14 protein-coding genes are annotated in these 18,516 nt (G+C 44.7%); 8 read left to right on the forward strand and 6 right to left on the reverse strand.

The window, feature by feature from the left end; genetic code table 11:
• Window positions 1-6: 6 nt before the first annotated feature.
• From IEU85_RS01205 to IEU85_RS01215, 3 genes are all read right to left on the reverse strand, one after another.
• Window positions 7-954 carry a DUF58 domain-containing protein gene (locus IEU85_RS01205; RefSeq protein ID WP_229714671.1) on the reverse strand — a complete coding sequence of 316 codons (948 nt, stop codon included), beginning with the start codon at window positions 952-954 and terminating at the stop codon, window positions 7-9.
• 38 nt (window positions 955-992) lie between these two features.
• Window positions 993-2,105, reverse strand: a complete 1,113-nt coding sequence (locus tag IEU85_RS01210; protein WP_188354424.1) for an AAA family ATPase — start codon at window positions 2,103-2,105, stop codon at window positions 993-995.
• Window positions 2,106-2,300: 195 nt separating this feature from the next.
• Window positions 2,301-3,071, reverse strand: coding sequence for a uracil-DNA glycosylase (locus IEU85_RS01215; protein ID WP_188354425.1), 771 nt, complete (start codon window positions 3,069-3,071; stop codon window positions 2,301-2,303).
• Window positions 3,072-3,190: 119 nt separating this feature from the next.
• Here IEU85_RS01215 and IEU85_RS01220 point away from each other — a divergent pair, with 119 nt between their 5' ends.
• Together IEU85_RS01220 and groL are read left to right on the forward strand one after the other, a co-directional pair.
• On the forward strand, window positions 3,191-3,910 hold the full coding sequence (locus IEU85_RS01220; protein ID WP_188354426.1) for a LytR C-terminal domain-containing protein: 720 nt from the start codon (window positions 3,191-3,193) through the stop codon (window positions 3,908-3,910).
• 229 nt (window positions 3,911-4,139) lie between these two features.
• Entirely contained in the window at window positions 4,140-5,753 is a 1,614-nt protein-coding gene (groL, locus tag IEU85_RS01225) for a chaperonin GroEL (RefSeq protein WP_188354427.1), read from the forward strand.
• 195 nt (window positions 5,754-5,948) lie between these two features.
• Here groL and IEU85_RS01230 read toward each other — a convergent pair whose 3' ends face one another.
• Window positions 5,949-6,239: a WXG100 family type VII secretion target gene (locus IEU85_RS01230; RefSeq protein ID WP_188354428.1), complete on the reverse strand. Its 291-nt coding sequence runs from the start codon at window positions 6,237-6,239 to the stop codon at window positions 5,949-5,951.
• A gap of 242 nt (window positions 6,240-6,481) precedes the next feature.
• Between IEU85_RS01230 and IEU85_RS01235 the strand changes: the two genes are divergently transcribed.
• From IEU85_RS01235 to IEU85_RS01255, 5 genes are all read left to right on the forward strand, one after another.
• A complete protein-coding gene (locus tag IEU85_RS01235) occupies window positions 6,482-7,246 on the forward strand; it encodes a TPM domain-containing protein (protein WP_188354429.1) in 765 nt (254 codons plus the stop codon).
• A gap of 67 nt (window positions 7,247-7,313) precedes the next feature.
• Window positions 7,314-8,042, forward strand: a complete 729-nt coding sequence (locus IEU85_RS01240) for a response regulator transcription factor (protein WP_188354430.1) — start codon at window positions 7,314-7,316, stop codon at window positions 8,040-8,042.
• Window positions 8,043-8,060: 18 nt separating this feature from the next.
• Window positions 8,061-10,172, forward strand: a complete 2,112-nt coding sequence (locus IEU85_RS01245; RefSeq protein ID WP_188354431.1) for a sensor histidine kinase — start codon at window positions 8,061-8,063, stop codon at window positions 10,170-10,172.
• Between the two features lie 169 nt (window positions 10,173-10,341).
• Entirely contained in the window at window positions 10,342-10,731 is a 390-nt protein-coding gene (locus IEU85_RS01250; RefSeq protein ID WP_188354432.1) for a cold-shock protein, read from the forward strand.
• Between the two features lie 30 nt (window positions 10,732-10,761).
• Window positions 10,762-11,916 (forward strand): DUF3027 domain-containing protein, encoded by a 1,155-nt coding sequence (locus IEU85_RS01255; RefSeq protein WP_188354433.1) that lies wholly within the window; start codon window positions 10,762-10,764, stop codon window positions 11,914-11,916.
• A 68-nt stretch (window positions 11,917-11,984) separates the two neighbouring features.
• Here the strand turns inward: IEU85_RS01255 and IEU85_RS01260 are convergent, their stop codons facing one another.
• Window positions 11,985-13,124 (reverse strand): universal stress protein, encoded by a 1,140-nt coding sequence (locus tag IEU85_RS01260; protein ID WP_188354434.1) that lies wholly within the window; start codon window positions 13,122-13,124, stop codon window positions 11,985-11,987.
• Window positions 13,125-13,288: 164 nt separating this feature from the next.
• On the opposite strand from IEU85_RS01260, the gene IEU85_RS01265 reads away from it, so the two are divergent.
• Complete coding sequence (locus tag IEU85_RS01265; protein ID WP_188354435.1) at window positions 13,289-15,886, forward strand: ATP-dependent Clp protease ATP-binding subunit; 2,598 nt, start codon at window positions 13,289-13,291, stop codon at window positions 15,884-15,886.
• A 118-nt stretch (window positions 15,887-16,004) separates the two neighbouring features.
• Here the strand turns inward: IEU85_RS01265 and IEU85_RS01270 are convergent, their stop codons facing one another.
• Window positions 16,005-18,413, reverse strand: a complete 2,409-nt coding sequence (locus IEU85_RS01270) for an energy-coupling factor transporter ATPase (RefSeq protein ID WP_188354436.1) — start codon at window positions 18,411-18,413, stop codon at window positions 16,005-16,007.
• Window positions 18,414-18,516: the final 103 nt, after the last annotated feature.

The following is an 18,516-nucleotide window of genomic DNA, read 5'->3' on the forward strand; positions in this document are numbered from 1 at the left end:
TTAACCCTAATCGTTGTGAATCTGTTTATGGTACGACGAGGCATACGATTTTGGATGTGTAGAATATAGCCCTGAACTGGAACCCGCTGACAGTCTCATTGATTGGCTAATAGTTTGCAGTACAGTAGTAAACATAGTCTCGCTCGAGTCTGCACGTATGACTGTAGCTGCTACTGCAGTAAGTTCACGTCTCATGTGTTGTGCCAGAAAATCTCGTCTTGTGCGTACTTCTTCGCTGAGCGTTTGCGTTCTCAAAAATGCAGGAATATAACGACCGGTTGCTCCATCAACAATACGTGAACCATCTGGTGAAAGAGGATTCATTCGTTCAACAGTAACGAGAATAATCGGTCGTTGTTGTGCAAGAATACGCAGAGTGTTGATATGTTCGCTGGTCCAAGCCAATTCATCGGTTGCAATAACTGTCAGCGCATGCCTATGTATATCTTTTTTCAAAAAAGTAAGTATGCTATCAATATCACGTTCCTGAGATTGATTTTGCTGTTCAATACGTTCTAATGCGGCGTGTAAACCGCGATATCCACCATTACAAGGGATTCGAGTAAGAGCTTGCTCAGTAGCAGAAAACAGTGCGATTTCATCACCACGACGTATGGCTAATGCTCCTAGCATACGCAAAGTATCAGTAGCAATATCAATAATGCGCTCAGAACTTGGTGAAAGAGTATACATACGTTCCGATGTATCAAGGATACATAATACTGTATCGTTCCCTGATTTTTCATAGTCTATAACCATAGGTTTGCCGATACGAGCACTAGCTTTCCAGTCAATATGCCGAGCTTCTTCCCCAGCAGTATAAGGGTGCGAGCCACGCATATCGAGTCCTGAACCACGTGCGAGTGACTGATGAACTCCTTCCAGTAACCCTAAGGCCCTACGAGCAGCTGGCAAACTCAAAGAAGATCCTACGGCTTCAATGCGTTTTCTCACCCACTGACTGTTATGCGCAGGAGTAGACATGACAGAACTCATGGTACAGGAACCGCCTCAATCATAGAGTCAATAACTTGATCAACACTTATGGAATCACCAAGTGCCTCAAAAGTAAGTAGAATACGATGACGAAATACGTCATGAGCGAAGGACTTGATATCTTCTGGAATAACATAATCACGCCCAGAAAGCAGTGCAGAGGCCTGTCCGATGCGAATAAGGGCAATACTTGCACGAGGGCTAGCCCCGAGACGTACCAAAGACTCAATACCTTGAATCGGTTTAGGTCCTTCCCCACGACTTGTTTGCGCAAGTTGTACAGCATATTGCATAATTGGCTGTGAAACATGAACCTGACGAGCGCTACGACGCAAGAATTCAACATCGCCAATGCTCAAAGGTGGTTTCATATCTGCTGCATCAGCAACATCACTACCACGCCGTGTAAGCATGGAGAGCATAGCAATCTCATCTTGTTGCGTAGGATAATCAAGTACTGTTTTCAAGTAGAACCTATCCATCTGCGATTCAGGTAGCGAGTATGTACCCTCTTCTTCAATAGGATTTTGTGTAGCAATAACCATGAACGGCTTTGGCAGGGCGATGCGCTCGCCGCCAATAGTCGTTGCGCCTTCAGCCATAGCCTCCAACATTGCTGATTGTGTTTTTGCTGACGAGCGGTTGATCTCATCGAGTAAAACAAAATTAGCGTGGATCGGACCAATCTGTGTGGTCATATGCTGTGAAGCAAAGTCAAAAATTTGTGTGCCAATGAGGTCTGAAGGCATTAAGTCTGGAGTGCATTGAATACGCTTAAAACTACCAGAAACAGCAGTAGCTAGTAATTTTGCTGCTGTAGTTTTTGCAAGTCCTGGCACTGATTCAATCAAAATATGACCTGAAGCTACCATTGTGGTTATCAATGCCTCGCGCAGATTATCTTGAGCAACAAGACCTTGCGAAAAATGATGGCGAAGTCTCGTGGCTAGCTCCTGAGCATGAGCAATATCATCGGGTGTGAGCACTACTTGCTGCTGTGTTTCTTGAACTGCCGGATTCAGTGTACCGGCAGGTTTAGGAGCTGCAGGAATTGGTATCTGGTTATGCTGCACACGATCGGACGAAGACCGAGAAGGAAAAATAGCCATAAGAATTTATCCTTAATAATATAGGTTACTTACTCAAATAATAGGCATACGCTTTTACTGAACTGTATTATGCCATTGCAATGATACTGGCACAACCTTTCGTTGATATATGCAAGCAATATACACAAGTTGACGAATGATACTATTGCATAAACGGATACGAAAGTATTATCCCATGTACATAGGTTAGCGATTTTATGATAAAGACCAATCTACTGGCTCTGCCCCTTGTGCAATTAGTGCTTGGTTGGCTCGTGAGAATGGTTTTGATCCAAAGAAACCACGATACGCAGATAACGGGCTTGGGTGAGGTGATTCAATAAGTGTTGCGTGGGACAGTAACGGCGCAAGAGATTGTGCTTGCTTACCCCAGAGAATTGCTACCAGGGGCAGGGACTGTCCTTGTTCGTCTGTTCGGGCATTCAGTGCGCGAATTGCTTGGTCAGTTACAGTTTCCCATCCAAGACCACGATGACTATTTGGCTTTCCTGGTTCTACAGTTAAGCATCTGTTTAATAGCATCACTCCTTGTTGAGTCCAGGGGGTGAGATCTCCTGTACTTGGAGGAGCAATACCAAGATCATCATGCAATTCGGTAAAAATATTCTGTAAAGATGCCGGTAATGGGTGAACTTGCGGATTTACTGAAAAACTCAAGCCTACAGGATGACCCGGTGTGGGGTAGGGGTCTTGACCAACAATAAGTACACGTATGGAGTAAAAAGGAATGGTAAAAGCACGCAAAATATTGGAACTTGCTGGTAAAAATTGTTTGCCTTGTCGCATTTGCTCGCGCAAGAAATCTCCCATGTGATGAATAGTTGGCTCAACAGGTGCTAATACTCGTGCCCAGTCTGGATCAATAAGTTCTGCAAGAGGCTTGATATGTTTTCCTTGTTGTGTTTGTCTCAGTTCTTGTGATTGGTCTTGCTGATGTGCTGTTGATTCATCGAATAATGCATGCATAGCAACTAGTGTAGAGGTACATGAAGAACTCTAAAAGTAAAGTTTTATATGCTGTTTGAAGTGTCCATTGGAGAAAAGCCTGACCTGATTGTAAACTATAAAAGACTTTGGGAGGACGTATGAGTGATTATCAGCATAGTAATGGTCGACCAGATGTAGAGGATGAGTTTGAAAATCCGCAGCCAGGTCCTGCGGGCTTGCATCGTGGTCAGCGTGGTGTTATGACAAGAGTGGCTCCATATCTTGTTGTCCTTATTGTTGCCGCGCTGTGTGGCTTAGGTGCGTTTATTTGGCTCTCTGGTTTCGGCGGTCAGCAGCCAACACGCTTTAACGCTACTACTGCCCAGAGCACAACTTCGAGCAACAAGGATAGTAAGAAGAAGGATACGCAACAAACAACTGACACATCTGACACATCAAAGTCTTCTGAGGAAAAGAAATCTACAGAAAATAGCAGCACATCTGACGATACGCAACAAACAGATGCTACTAATTCTGCAAATGCTACAGATGCAAATAATCAATCTCATCAGGAACAGTCTCAGAATCAGCCGCAACAACAGAGTGTGAACCGCGCAATTGCTATTACCGTGTATAATGGTACAGGTATAAACGGGTATGCAGCGCAACATGCCAGTACATTAACTTCTTCTGGATATACCAGTGTTACACCTAAGAATCCTAACAATGCTGCAACATTGCCACAGGTGAGCACAGTATGGTACGAAAATGAATCCGACCGGGCTACCGCAGAAGATGTAGCTAAACAGCTTGGCATTAGTCAGGTCACACAAGCGAATGGTTTGGAAACGCCCGTAGCTGTGGCGCTAATGCAATAATACATATTTTTTACATATGCTGAAATCCTTGAAAATACAATAAAAGATAGCATTTAATACGCCGTTGGTTTCTCGCCAACGGCGTATTTTATAAAAATAATTGGCACTCATCGAGTGAGAGTGCTAATCTCACAGTTAGCACTCAAAGCATGAGAGTGACAAAGTAGCTGACGACTTTGACTAACATGCTGAAAGTGAGTAAACGATAGTTCGTCAGGTGGAGGAAACCGTGGCAAAGATTATTGCTTATGACGAGGAAGCACGTCAAGGAATGCTCGAAGGCCTTGATAAGCTCGCTGATACCGTTAAGGTCACCCTTGGTCCAAAGGGTCGTAATGTAGTCCTCGATAAGACTTACGGAGCACCAACAATCACTAATGATGGTGTTTCTATTGCTAAGGAAATTGAGCTCGAAGATCCATATGAGCGTATCGGCGCAGAGCTGGTGAAGGAAGTTGCAAAGAAGACCGATGATGTTGCTGGTGATGGTACAACCACAGCAACAGTATTGGCACAGGCAGTTGTTCACGAAGGTCTGAAGAACGTAGCAGCAGGTTCCAATCCAATTGCATTGCGTCGTGGTATTGAGCTTGCAAGCGAAGCAATTGTTAAGGAATTGCTCGCAGCAGCTAAGGATGTAGAAACCAAGGAGCAGATTGCTGCAACTGCAACGATTTCTGCTGCAGATCCAGAAGTGGGCGAGAAGATCGCTGAGGCTTTGGATAAGGTTGGACAAGACGGTGTTGTCACCGTAGAGGACAACAATCGCTTTGGTTTGGATCTAGAGTTTACTGAAGGTATGCGTTTTGATAAGGGCTACATTGCACCTTATTTCGTAACCAACGCAGATGATCAGACTGCAGTGCTTGAAGACCCATATATTTTGTTGACTTCAGGTAAAGTTTCAAGCCGTGATGACATTCTGCACATTGCTGAACTGGTAATGAAGTCCGGCAAGCCATTGCTGGTTATTGCGGAAGATGTCGACGGTGAAGCACTGCCAACTTTGATTTTGAACAATATCCGTGGCGTATTTAAGTCTTGCGCGGTAAAGGCTCCAGGATTCGGAGATCGCCGTAAGGCAATGTTGCAGGATATGGCAATTCTTACCGGTGGTCAGGTTGTTTCCGATGAGCTTGGTTTGAAGCTTGACTCCATCGATATGTCTGTGCTTGGCTCTGCAAAGAAGGTTATTGTTTCTAAGGATGAGACTACCATCGTTTCTGGTGCTGGTTCTTCTGAAGACGTAGCAGCTCGTGTCAAGCAGATTCGCGCAGAAATTGAAAACACTGATTCCGACTACGATCGCGAGAAGCTTCAGGAGCGTCTTGCTAAGCTCGCTGGCGGTGTAGCAGTAATCAAAGTTGGCGCAGCAACAGATGTTGAAGTCAAGGAACGCAAGCATCGTATTGAAGATGCTGTGCGCAACGCTAAGGCAGCTATTGAAGAAGGTTTGCTCCCAGGTGGTGGCGTAGCCTTGGTGCAGGCTGCTCAAAAGGCTCAATCCGAAGTCAAGCTTGATGGTGATGAGGCAACAGGTGCAGCGATTGTATTCCGTGCAATTGAGGCTCCATTGAAGCAAATTGCTGAAAACGCAGGCTTGTCAGGCGATGTTGTTATCGATAAGGTTCGTTCATTGCCTGAAGGTCATGGTCTTAACGCCGCAACAAATGAGTATGAGAACTTGCTCGAGGCTGGCGTTACCGATCCAGTGAAAGTGACTCGTTCTGCATTGCAGAATGCTGCTTCTATCGCAGGTCTGTTCTTGACTACTGAAGCTGTGGTGGCTAATAAGCCAGAGCCACCAGCTCCAGCAGCTCCAGCAGCTGATATGGGCTACTAAAGCTCAAGGCAATTAGTGAACTAACACTAGTGCATAACAAAATAAGCCGGTCAAGGAAACTTGACCGGCTTTTTACTTCCAAAAGTGACTATCGAGTGTGACGGGATATACAAATAGGCATGCTTGCGCCATAAAAGAGCAGAGAATAATAGGCGCAAACATGCTATATGCTACGAAATTAGTGGTAAGAACTTATTATGAAGCAAAAAGCCTAGTTGCTTGAGCTTCAGCATCAGAGTACACCATAGAAGCCTGAGATAATGCTTGCTGGATTGACTCTAATGATAGTTCCATTTGATGTTGTGCTTGCTTCCACTGTTCACTAACTGTGGTGAACTGTGCCGCAGCACCTCCATGCCAGACATCTTGCAACTGCGTAAGGGAACTATACATTCCAGCAACGGCTTCGCGAATTCTTGAAACGGAAGCTGAAACAGCTGCTGATGCTGCTTGGATTTGTTCGGGATCTACTTGATATTGTGGCATTTATCTCCTTGGTAGATTCGTAATGGATAAGTATGAGGTCAGTGTTCATCGCTGAACACTGTGAAGCGCTTAAGCATCGATCGATATTTCGAGACTAACAAAAGAGGCAAGAAGTGCAAAGTTAGCAAAATAATGTTAACAAGTATGTACCCCCTATCGGTGATTTTGTGACTAGCACATATAGTGGTGGAGGAAGATGTGTAACATTGATACGTAGCAGATGGAAATAGTAGGGAGTAAGCATGCAGCATAGCAATACAAGGATTTATCGGCATATGGTGACGACAGCTCGTCTCTTGTGCATAGTGGGTGTTGTGTGGGGCATAGTGCTCGCTATATGTCTACCATCATTGTCTTATGCAGATACCCAAACTGATATAGCGACACAGAACAATACACAGCAAGGCGTAGATTCGACAAAGTCAAATGAACATGGTGTTGTAGTAGGTGATAATATTATTGATTCGCAGAATTTGCTTGGTGGGAATTTAGACCGTGTTAATGATGCAATCAATGATGTTTATGCTAGAACACAAGTTACATTGCAGCTCATGTATATTCCACATTTTGCTGATACAAGCGATCCCGAACAGTGGGCAACTACATATATTCAAAATACTCATCCTGCTAAAAATACAGTCTTTATGGCAGTAGCTTCTGCAGATGGAAATGTAGTTGTAGTGGTGTCACAGGGTTCAGATTCATGGCTTTCCAACCAAGAAACCGTTGATACACTTACTGATGCTGCACTCGGACCATTAAATCAAAAGAATCCTGATTGGGCTGGTTCAGCTATTGCATTATCCAACGCAATTATTGATCAACGATATCCTAGTGTTGGGCAGTGGATACAGCGACATAGTGTTGCGGTAATAGCAGTATCCATAGTAGTGCTATTGGCGCTTATCGGTATAGTTCTTGTACTAGTGCGTTATCAACGACAGCGTAGTGTACGTAGACAATTGGAACGTAGATCACGTTCTCATCGTGCAAATAGGAAAGAGTGAATATCTTAAACTAGGCTTTAAGTTTTCTTTCAGAAAATTATCAGTTTTACTCCGTATACTTGAGAACATGAGTGCAGCAATAGAAGCATCAATTGTAGTTGTTGATGACGAACCATCCATCCGTGAGCTCCTTGTAGCATCATTGCATTTTTCCGGATTTGAGGTATCTACTGCCGGTACAGGTAGTGAGGCTATCGAAGTTATTGAACGGGAGCAACCTGATCTTATTGTGATGGATGTTATGCTTCCTGATATTGATGGTTTTACGGTAACAAGAAGAATTCGGCAAGAAGGCATTACATCTCCAGTACTTTTTCTCACTGCTCGCGACGACACCCAGGATAAGATTATGGGGTTAACTGTTGGCGGCGATGACTATGTTACGAAGCCCTTTAGTCTGGAAGAAGTAGTAGCTAGGATTCGAGCGATTTTAAGACGAACCCGTGAACAAGAAGCTGCTGATCCAATTATTCGTGTTGCAGACTTAGAGATTAACGAAGATTCGCATGATGTTTCGCGTCATGGTGTAGCAATTGATTTAAGTCCGACAGAGTACAAACTCTTACGCTACTTGATGGATAATGAAGGTCGCGTATTGTCTAAAGCACAAATACTTGATCACGTATGGCAATACGACTGGGGTGGCGATGCAGCTATCGTTGAGTCATATATCTCTTACTTGCGAAAAAAAGTTGATGGCATTACCTACACCGATGCACAAGGCAATGAGCAAAAGGTGACTCCACTTATTCAAACAAAGCGCGGCATTGGGTATATGATTCGCGAACAACAGTAGAGTGTTTTCAGGAGCAATATGTCCCAGAAAGAAAACAATCGCGATGATGCTGCCATATTATCGGATGGAGCGTTGAATCATCATCCTGACCAAATTTCCCAAGCGGTGGATAAGCAGTTGAGCTCGTCGCACTCAAGCCCAGTCGCTGATACACAGCAGCCTAGTACGTATCAACCCGCCGAACTGCATCATGCTGCGAATCCATCTACGCAGCATGAGCATAAGCAATATGAACAAGATGAGCAGCAAGAAACTGTTGCAGTTTCTACTTCCTCACCCGACACGACTGAGTATGGCCAGTTCAACGAGCAGACTGACTTTACTGGAAACACAGAACAACAGCATGCGAAAAAAGTTCGTACATCTACGAAACGAACAGTATTGCAATATCTTGATGCAGTGCCGCTTTCCACGCGACTGGTTTCTATTATTCTTGTGCTACTACTCGCTAGTAGTGCTGTGGTTGGTTTTGCTGTCAGACAGCTAGTTGGTAGTTATATTATTGACAAAACGGACACTCAGTTAATGAGACAGTCTGAATTAGTGCTGAATAATATTAATACTTTACAGCAGTCAGACCGAACTGATTCTATGGGCTTAACTGATTATTATTTGCAGCTACGGGACTCGCATTATGTGATTCAGGGTACGCCGCTTATGCCGGTACTTCCTGATGGAGTGAGCTCAGCTCCAGTGCTCCCACCATCAGGATCAATTGGCAATATACAAATTGGTCAGCCTTTTACTACTAATGCCGCTGTTCAGATTATCGGCAATAACTCTCGTGCTTCAGTGCGTATGGCTAATGCTCCTTGGCGCGTGCTTGCAGTGAATTGGACAGTTCCTGAAGTCAAGAACGCGCGTGGTGAAGTGATTACTCAGGGAGCAAAAGGTGTAGCATTTATTGGTTTGTCATTGTATGACATGCAAGACACTATGCAAATTGTCACCAAATACTTTATCGCAGTAGGTGTTGCTACAGCATTGCTGGCAACAGTATTGGCTTCTATGGCTATTGAGCGCACACTGCGACCGTTGAAGCGTATTGAAAAAACTGCTGCTCAAATTGCTGATGGTGACTTGTCTCAGCGTGTACCGCAGGCCCCAGAAAATACAGAGGTTGGGTCTCTATCTCGCTCTTTGAACCGTATGCTTTCTAGAATCGAAGGAAGCTTTATTGAGCAGCAGCGTACTACGGAGAAAATGAAGCGTTTTGTATCTGATGCAAGCCATGAATTACGCACGCCACTGGCTACTATCCATGGATATGCTGAGTTGTACCGTATGCAGCGTAATTATCCTGGTGCGTTAGAAAGAGCGGACGAATCTATTAAGCATATTGAACAGTCGAGCTCAAGAATGTCAGCACTAGTTGAAGATTTACTGTCCTTGGCACGTATGGATGAAGGTCGAGGTGTAGACCTTACACATCGCACCAATATTACGCGTATTGTGCATGATGCGTGTGAAGATTTACACGCGCTTAATCCTGAACGTCCTATTGATTTGGGGTCACTTGAAGTGACACAGATTCAGACGAATAACCCAGAGGAAGCAGTACATCGACTGAAGTTTATTCAGCAGCTTCCGCCTGACCTTTGGATGTATGCTGATCAAAATCGTCTACGTCAGGTTATTACCAATATTGTGGGCAATATTCATCGGTATACCCCACAGGATTCTCCTGTACAGATGGCGCTTTCACTGATCCCTGCCTATATGACACCACAGGAGCTAGCAGCGATGAACTCCTCAGTCGAGTCTCTGGACTCATTTGTTCGCTCTGCTCAGTATGCTGCCCAGCAACTGCATGACAGTGATAATGCGACACAACATCAGGAGATAACTGCACCATTACATAATTATGCAGTGCTGAGAATTATTGACCATGGTCCTGGCCTACAACCGCATGATTTGCATATGATTTTTGAGCGTTTTTACACTGCAGATTTATCGCGTACACGGGAAAAAGGAGGCACTGGTCTAGGTATGGCTATTGCCCAATCAGCAGTAAAAGCGCATCACGGATTGATCTGTGCATCACATACTCCACAAGGTGGCTTAACCTTTACTGTGGTACTGCCGGCTGATACCGATAGCATTACGCAGGATCAACCTACCCAAGAATAGTATTCGTAGTATTGATTGGACATGGAGAATTCGACTACCCAATTATGTGTCAGACCGTCTTATTGCTAACTATTCTCTTAGCGAATTGAGTGGGTATTGTTGAATGGTGCAACGGATAGAGTACAATAGATGGTCGGTTTACTTTGTAATCTGAAGTAGAGGTGATGAAATGCCAAGCGGAAAGATTCGTTGGTTCGATGCCAAAAAGGGATATGGCTTTATTGCAAGTGATGATGGCAATGACGTATATCTTCCTGCTTCAGCACTACCAGCAGGAGTAACAACGCTTCGAAAAGGGGCAAAAGTAGAGTTTTCCCTAGTCGAAGGGCGTCGTGGACCTCAGGCAATGGGTATAGAATTATTGGCGCCAGCACCATCAATGGTTAAAGCAAGTCGTCCTTCAGCAGATGATATGGCTGCTATTGTTGAAGATTTGATTAAGCTACTTGATCATGCTGGTAATACTTTGCGTCGTCATCGTTATCCTTCTGCAGCAGAATCACGTAAATTAGCCAAAGTTATGCGTGCTGTTGCTGATAATTTTGATGTAGAAGAGTAGTCTAGAGTCTTTAAGGTGTAGGGAGCAAACGTGCCACAAGAACAGATACAGGACAATACTGTAGAACGCATTGATATGGGAACAATAGCTCATGATGTTCTTGATTTGGCACGTAGTGTTGCACTTGAAGTTGCTGATAATCCCGAGCAAGTTGGCGATGCTGTTGCAGCCTTTGCTATAGAACCACAGGTTGTTGATTTTCGGTTCAGCTCCAATATGAAAGGTTATGAGGGATGGCAATGGTCAGTAACACTGTATCATGATGTTGATCGTGAACAATGGACTGTTAATGAGTCTTCACTCATCCCAGGTGAGGATTCGTTACTGCCTCCACAGTGGATTCCTTGGAAGGACAGATTACTGCCAAGCGATTTATCAGTGACTGATGTAATCGGCACAGAACAAGATGACGCGCGTCTGGAAACTGGTTTTAGAAAAACACGATCAGTTGATGAAGTAGTCCATGACATTTTAGACGATCATCAATCAGATCCACATCAGTTAGTACACGGTCAAGGAGTTATACGGCTGTATAGCCAAGATCGCACCTTGCTACAGTCCGTACAGCACGTATCGTCTGTTGAGCATTCAGGTGATTTTAAGTCTCAGCATTTTACTGATGGTCAAGAGCAACTGCATAAAACGCAGACGCAAGAACTACAAGAAGAATTGGAAGTAGTTCAAGAGATGGAGCTTTCACGCCGTCGTGTGTTGACACCATACGGGCGTGCGCAGGCAGCTGAGCGGTGGTATGCGGGTCAGCATGGACCAAAGTCATTATCCACTAAGGCAGCAGATGGATCAGTGTGTCAAACTTGTGGGTTCTTTGTTCCACTGAGTGGCGAATTAAATCTTATGTTTGGTGTGTGTGCCAATGTGTGGAGTCCTGACGATGGTCGAGTAGTGTCTCGTGATCACGGATGTGGTCAGCACTCAGATATTGAGCCGCTAACACCTTCACATCTCTGGGTGCAACCCAAGCCAGCTTTTGATGATATGCATATTGATATTGTGGCTCAAGCTCCTCGTGTAGAGCGAGAGTCTATAGATGCATTGGAACAAGCTGCCGATGAACGGTCCAAAGGTATGTTCAACACGTCTAAGACTGATACTACTGATACCGATGCTGCTGATGAAGATGACATGGACAAAACTGATGGCGTAAGTGAGGAGCTATCGGAGTAGTCCCTAATATAAATGCTATGTATTACGTGTATTTCGCAGTAATACACGTAATACATAGCATTTACAACTTAATGCACAACAGTTACCGTGCACTGTGCTGCATCGAGGATTTGTTTAGAAACTGACCCGAGTACCTCGGCATCAATGCCTGTTAGTCCTCTTGAACCTACAATAATGCGGTTGGCATGCGCTGATGCTGTTGATAAACCTTTGCCAGCAGAAATATGATACGCGTGTGCAACTACTTCAATACCATCAAATACGCCGTCGTTATAGGCTTTATCAACGATTTTTGCAAGAACCTGTTCTGCATATTGTTGCCCTTCTTGCAATGATGGAACAGTAACATCATCATTACTGAGTGACGCTAAGTCTTTTATTTGCCAGAAAAACATAATATGTAGAGGTCGTTGCTCAATACAAGCACTCATAGCGGCAAAAGCTAATGCGCGAGATGCGATTTTTGAACCATCTACACCAACAACAATCGGGCGTAAATGCATACCTTTATACAGAGCAGGTGCTGAAAGAGTATCGTCAGTGTATGCGTTATCTACAGCAATTAACTGATCTTGATGCTCCATGGTTAAGCTTTGTGCATGCTCTTGCTGAGTATAGTGTCCATGATGCTCAGGTGCAGTAAGCGCTTGAACAATGCTTTCTTGCACTGACATAATTTCAGGGTCGTCATCGCAACGCACTACAGTTACTGGGACTTTTGCTTCCTCGACTAGCGAATTTGATAGCGAGCCAAAAAACCAACGCGCAATGCGGCTCATCGTGCGTCGTCCAACAACAATCTGTTGTGCATCAGCACCTATTTGTAATAGTGCTTGTGAACCAGAAGCCTTTACTGAGGTGAGTTGTAGATTTTCCGGGTTGAAATCAATATGTTCGCTTGCTTCCTCTACCCAATGTCGAAGTATTTGGGCAATTTCATGGCGACCATTTTTCCACTCATCATCGCTGTTTTCTTGAGCACTTTTATCCCATGAATGAGCCCAGCCATAAACTGCATTTACACGTTGACCTGAATGTCCAGCAACATGTAATGCCCATTGCAACGCTGCAAAGGACTCCGGAGTACCGTCCACACCTACGACGATATCTCCCAAAGGTTGTTGTGTGTTTGGATTTCCACTGATTTTTTCTTGGGTTTGAGTATCAGCAAACGTTGGATCTTGGTGTGAAACTGTAGTCGCTGTCATAATGCCTCCATCCGATACGTGTAGTACTAGCATAACTGATATAGCGTGCAGATTGTGTTAGCGTATGGCAAAAGTTTGCGTTCAGAGCGCAATTAGGCGCGAAATGGGAATACTCGTCTGACTAAATAGGTAAAGTATTGAACAGTTTTATAAGGGAGGACACCATGTTCGAACGGTTTACCGACCGTGCTCGGCGAGTAATAGTTCTTGCACAAGAGGAAGCAAGAGCATTACAGCATAATTACATTGGTACGGAACACCTGTTGCTTGGTCTTATTCGCGAAGGCGAAGGCGTTGCAGCGAAAGCATTAAGCAATAAGGGTGTAGAACTTGATGCCACACGTAAGCAAGTGGAAGAAATGATCGGCAAGGGAAGTGCTGCCCCAAGTGGTCATATTCCATTTACTCCTCATGCGAAGCAAGTTTTGGAGTTGAGTCTTCGTGAGGCTCTGCAGCTAGGACACAGCTATATTGGCACTGAGCATATTCTGCTTGGTCTTATTCGCGAAGGCGAAGGCGTTGGTACGCAAGTTCTTATCAAAATGGGTGTGGATTTGAGCGAGCTTCGTACCGCTGTTATCGACTTAATTCGCGGCAATCGTGAAGGAGAAGATAACAAGGGTGATTTAGCCAACGCTGGAGGTGTGCAGAACAAGTCAGGTCAGTCTGGCTCTGCAATTCTTGATCAGTTTGGCCGTAATCTCACTGCTGAGGCCGCTGATGGCAAGTTAGATCCTGTTATTGGGCGTAGTGAAGAAATTGAACGCGTGATGGTAGTACTTTCACGCCGCACCAAGAATAATCCTGTACTTATTGGTGATCCCGGCGTTGGTAAAACTGCTGTTGTAGAAGGATTGGCACAACGCATAAATGCAGGAGAAGTGCCAGAAACTCTGAAAGGCAAGCAGATTTACTCTCTGGATCTTGGATCAATGATTGCAGGCTCACGCTATCGAGGTGATTTCGAAGAGCGCTTGAAGAAAGTGCTTAAAGAAATTCGTACACGTGGCGATATTGTGCTGTTTATTGATGAGATTCATACCATTGTTGGTGCTGGTTCAGCAGATGGAGCTATGGGTGCTTCTGATATGTTGAAGCCAATGCTGGCTCGAGGTGAGCTCCAGACCATTGGTGCTACAACAACCGAAGAGTATCGCAAATACATCGAGAAAGATGCAGCTCTAGAGCGCCGATTCCAGCCAATTCAGGTGCATGAGCCCACTATCGCCGAAACCATTGAGATTCTTAAAGGTTTGCGTGAACGCTATGAGAATCATCATCATGTAACTATTACTGATGGGGCATTGCAGGCAGCTGCCGAACTGTCATCACGCTATATTCAGGATCGTCATTTGCCTGATAAAGCCATTGATTTGATTGATGAAGCTGGTGCTCGTTTGCGTATTCGTAGACTGACAGCGCCTCCAGAACTCAAAGAGCTTGATGCAAAGATAGCGAAGGTCAGTGCTCAAAAGGACCAAGCTATTAAAGATCAAGACTTTGAAAAAGCTGCAGAATTGCGCGATGCACAAGAAAAGCTTGAAGCTGATCGTAAGAACAAAGAGCAGGCTTGGCGTGAAGGCGAATCTGACGTCTCGATGACCGTGGATGAGGATGTTATTGCTCAAGTGATTAGCTCAAGCACAGGTATTCCTGTGTTCAAGCTCACTCAGGCTGAATCCAAGAAGCTACTGCATATGGAAGAGGAGCTGCATAAGCGCATTATCGGTCAAGATGAGGCAGTTTCTGCACTGTCACGCTCGATTAGGCGTACTCGTGTGGGATTGAAAGATCCACGCAGACCATCTGGCTCCTTTATCTTCGCTGGTCCAACTGGTGTTGGTAAGACTGAGTTGGCCAAGGCTCTTGCAGAGTTCCTCTTTGATGACGAGGATGCGTTGATCCGCGTTGATATGTCTGAGTTCTCTGAGAAGTACGCTGCTTCAAGGCTGTTTGGCGCGCCTCCGGGATATGTAGGCTATGAAGAAGGTGGAGAGCTGACCGAAAAGGTTCGCCGCAAGCCATTCTCTGTAGTGCTTTTTGATGAGATTGAGAAAGCACATCCAGATATTTTCAATACACTGTTGCAGGTGCTTGACGATGGTCATCTCACCGACGGTCAGGGACGAAAGGTTGACTTTAAGAATACTATTATTATTCTTACTACCAACCTTGGTACTCGTGATATCGCCAAGGCTGCAAATACTGGTTTTAACTTGGGTAATTCCTCAGAAAATAGTTATTTGCGTATGAAGGATCAGGTATCCAGCGAGCTTAAGCAGCAGTTTAGACCTGAATTCCTTAACCGTCTAGACGATATTATTGTCTTCCGTCAGCTTACTGAATATCAGGTTCGTCAAATTGTGGATCTTGATGTGAAAGCACTCAATGATCGTCTCTTTGAACGGCATATGTCAATTGAGCTGACCGATGCGGCGAAGGATTTGCTAGCACAGAAGGGCTTCGATCCATTGCTGGGTGCTCGACCGTTGCGTCGTGTGATTCAGCGTGACATTGAAGATGCTGTCAGTGAAAAGATTCTTCTAGGCGAACTCAATGACAATGAGGCTATTGTTGTTGATGCTGAGGGAGAAGGTATTCTTGGTGAATTTACGTTTACCAGTAAGCCAATTCTTCCTGTTGAATCAGAAACTGCAGAAGCAAAAGAGGCTGAAGAAACAGGAAATCATGATGATGCTGTTTCTCATGATGATGAAGAACACCATGACACCGCTGATGTAGAGGCATCTGAGGGGGAGTAGAATAGTCAAACTCTCAAATACTCAGGCTCTATAAGACGCCAGTAAAGCAACGAGTGGGTTTCGAGCAATCGATCCCACTCGTTTTGCATAGTACGTTATCGTCGTTAGTACAACATAGTTAGTTAAAAGCAAGCCACACAATTGCAGCAATATCAGCAAGAGCAATAAGCATGTAGACAGCATCTTTCCATGTGAATACCATCTGGCGAAGATGAGTTCTACCCGTACCGCCCTCGTAGCAGCGTGCATCAAGAGCTAGTGCTAATTGATCAGCATGGCGCAGTGCTCCTGCAAACACAGGTACTACAATAGCGGCCATAGCACGAAGACGCTTGCTTGAAGCGCCCGCATCAATAGATCCGCCCCTAGTAGCTTGAGCATTCATAATATCTTGTGCTTCTTTGCCAAGTGTAGGGACAAATCGTAGTGCCAAAGAAGCGACTAAAGCAAGCTCATCAGTATGAAACCCTAATTTGGATAGAGGAGTCATCAGGCTATGCATTGCATCAATCAGGGCAACAGTACTTGTTGCATGAATAAGCATGGCGCCAAAAGCGATAACCGCAACTAGCCTGCAGAAATACAGTGTGGCCAACCATAACCCCATATCAGTGATGCTTAGTGCTCCCCAAGACCACAATACTGTGCCATCTTGAGTAAACCATAAATTGCATACCCACATGATGGCGAATAACGCAAGAAAGGGATGAATACTTCGTATAAGCCATCGTGGGCTTGTGCGTGTGGCTGCCATCATGGCAAGACACAGTAATCCAGTTATAGCCAAGGCAAGAGGTGAATTAACGGCAAATGTAGTAAACATCATTGTCAATGTGGCAACTAATGTTGCCCTTGGATCAAGCTGTTGCAATAGCGAGCGATGATGGTGCTGTTCTTGCACGTCAGGAGCATCGAGCTTGCGCATTGTTACAACATGATCCGCTAAACTACATTCGGCTTCATCATGGGTAATGATAATTGATGCAATGCCGTGTGCTTTAAGTTCTTGCATAATACTATGCACCCGTGCTGTTGCGTCTGCATCAAGACTACTTGTTGGTTCATCCCAAATCACCACGTCAGGATGGCATGCAAGCACGCCTGCAATAGCGACAAGTCGCTGCTGGCCGCCAGAGAGTGCAAAAGGTGATAATCCTGCAAGGTGTTCGATACCTACTAATGCTAATGCTTCATGAACACGCTGTTGAATATGTTCTGGTGTGAGTCCCTGATTTGTAGGACCAAAAGCGACATCTTCAGCCACAGTTTCAGCAAATAACTGGTGTTCAGGATGTTGCATGACATAGCCAATATGCGTTCGAATTTGTTCTCTAAGTTTACGCTTAGCTTTGATTGAGTGCTGCTTGGTACCGGTTGTTCGTTCAGAAACCAGTGGTAATCCACAGATGCTAATTGAGCCTGTTTGTGGCGTATAAATACCGCTAAGTATACGAGCAAAAGTAGATTTTCCAGACCCATTGTCGCCTCGTATTGCAGTAATAGTCCCAGACATAACCTCAAGATTCATAGCGTCGAGTGTTGCAGTGGCTGAACCCGAAAAACGAAATGAAATATGCTGAGCGCTTAGTACTGGTTGGTCAGCTGGAGCTTGGCTATGCCATATAGCGGGCTGGGAATTAAACTGTTCATTGGATTGATTTGATTGAGCGTGAGATTGTGTTGCACTGTGATCAATACTTTGAAGATATGAAGTTTGTTGTGGTTGCGATGGTTGATATGGTTGCGATGGTTGAGGATGAGTAAAAAAGTCAATAGCTTCCTGTTTGCCCAATTCCTGCGGCATACCATGATGCATAGCAATAATGCGATCAGCTTGGAGAGCTTCTTCAAGACCATGCGTGATATGTACGATAGTGGTGCCTTGGTCATGCAATTGGTGCAAGACATCGAGTACTTCTTTACGACCTTGTGTATCAAGCATTGCGCAAGGCTCATCAAGAATCAACATTTTGGCGTGCATGGCTAACATGCCGGCTATAGCTACACGCTGTTGCTGTCCACCAGACATAGCTAAAGGGTTATGATGTACACGATTGGAAAGCCCTACCTGCTGTAGACTGGCATCGACACGTTGGCGGATTTGATCACTTGGTACATGAAGGTTTTCTGGACCGAAAGCTACATCATCTTCAACAACAGTGGCTACTAATTGGTCATCAGGCTGTTGAAAAACAACGCCAATATGACGTCTTACTTGACGGTATGCTTTAGGAAAAGCTTGTTGCTGAAAAACTTGCTGATTACATAATGTTACAGTGCCATAATCTGGTGTGGACAGCCCAGCAATAATTCTTCCAAGCGTTGATTTTCCTGAACCATTCGCGCCAACAATAGCGACATATGATCCCTGCTCAATGTGCAAAGAAAGATCGTGTAAAGTCCAAGTCTTACCGCGGTCATAACTAAACCCAATATGTTCGAGTTGCACAGCGTATGCGATGGAAGATGTTACGGTAGTCTTCCGGCATAGTTGAGAGGCAGGAATATGTGATGGCTCAGCAATCATAATATCATTCTATAAGTGAAGGGTGCCAGGTCGCCAAGCGCACACAATAGTATGGCAGTGTGGCTTAAGGGTCATTAGGCACACGAAATACGTTACGTTTTGC

The organism is Galliscardovia ingluviei (genome assembly GCF_014635685.1).
Taxonomy (GTDB): domain Bacteria; phylum Actinomycetota; class Actinomycetes; order Actinomycetales; family Bifidobacteriaceae; genus Galliscardovia; species Galliscardovia ingluviei.

Bases quoted from the DNA above. Each gene is read 5' to 3' on its own strand.
- IEU85_RS01265 (WP_188354435.1), top strand. From the start codon at position 13,289: ATGTTCGAACGGTTTACCGACCGTGCTCGGCGAGTAATAGTTCTTGCA.
- IEU85_RS01230 (WP_188354428.1), bottom strand. From the start codon at position 6,239: ATGCCACAATATCAAGTAGATCCCGAACAAATCCAAGCAGCATCAGCA.
- IEU85_RS01235 (WP_188354429.1), top strand. From the start codon at position 6,482: ATGCAGCATAGCAATACAAGGATTTATCGGCATATGGTGACGACAGCT.
- IEU85_RS01210 (WP_188354424.1), bottom strand. From the start codon at position 2,105: ATGGCTATTTTTCCTTCTCGGTCTTCGTCCGATCGTGTGCAGCATAAC.
- IEU85_RS01220 (WP_188354426.1), top strand. From the start codon at position 3,191: ATGAGTGATTATCAGCATAGTAATGGTCGACCAGATGTAGAGGATGAG.
- IEU85_RS01240 (WP_188354430.1), top strand. From the start codon at position 7,314: ATGAGTGCAGCAATAGAAGCATCAATTGTAGTTGTTGATGACGAACCA.
- IEU85_RS01215 (WP_188354425.1), bottom strand. From the start codon at position 3,071: ATGCATGCATTATTCGATGAATCAACAGCACATCAGCAAGACCAATCA.
- IEU85_RS01270 (WP_188354436.1), bottom strand. From the start codon at position 18,413: ATGATTGCTGAGCCATCACATATTCCTGCCTCTCAACTATGCCGGAAG.
- IEU85_RS01250 (WP_188354432.1), top strand. From the start codon at position 10,342: ATGCCAAGCGGAAAGATTCGTTGGTTCGATGCCAAAAAGGGATATGGC.
- IEU85_RS01245 (WP_188354431.1), top strand. From the start codon at position 8,061: ATGTCCCAGAAAGAAAACAATCGCGATGATGCTGCCATATTATCGGAT.
- IEU85_RS01260 (WP_188354434.1), bottom strand. From the start codon at position 13,124: ATGACAGCGACTACAGTTTCACACCAAGATCCAACGTTTGCTGATACT.